Source organism: Bacillus sp. SIMBA_008, from assembly GCF_046535495.1.
Classification (GTDB): domain Bacteria; phylum Bacillota; class Bacilli; order Bacillales; family Bacillaceae; genus Bacillus; species Bacillus subtilis.
In genome coordinates, this window is sequence record NZ_JAWRWL010000903.1 from 1 (window position 1) to 252 (window position 252).

Sequence of the window (252 nt, forward strand, 5' to 3'; positions counted from 1 at the left end):
GAAGTTGCCGCTGTTGAAATATGTAATTCTGCTAAATTATACTTTCTCATAATTGGGCCCTGTTCAATCGTTACGTGCTGCACACGTATCATCGGAATAAGTACGCGTTTTACAACGAACATTCCCTTTTGAATCTCAATCTCTTCTTCATTTAATCTGTAACTATAATAACGTTGACGTAAATTTGGAAACACAAAATAATCAAGCGGGATAAATGTAATAGCTCCTGTTACTAGCAAGCCAAACAACCAG

At 36.5% G+C, this 252-nt stretch carries 1 protein-coding gene; it reads right to left on the reverse strand.

Annotated features, from left to right (window positions below):
- Nucleotides 1-252, reverse strand: a 252-nt coding sequence (locus SB658_RS25990) for a PH domain-containing protein (RefSeq protein ID WP_410603367.1), incomplete at both ends; no start/stop codon positions are given.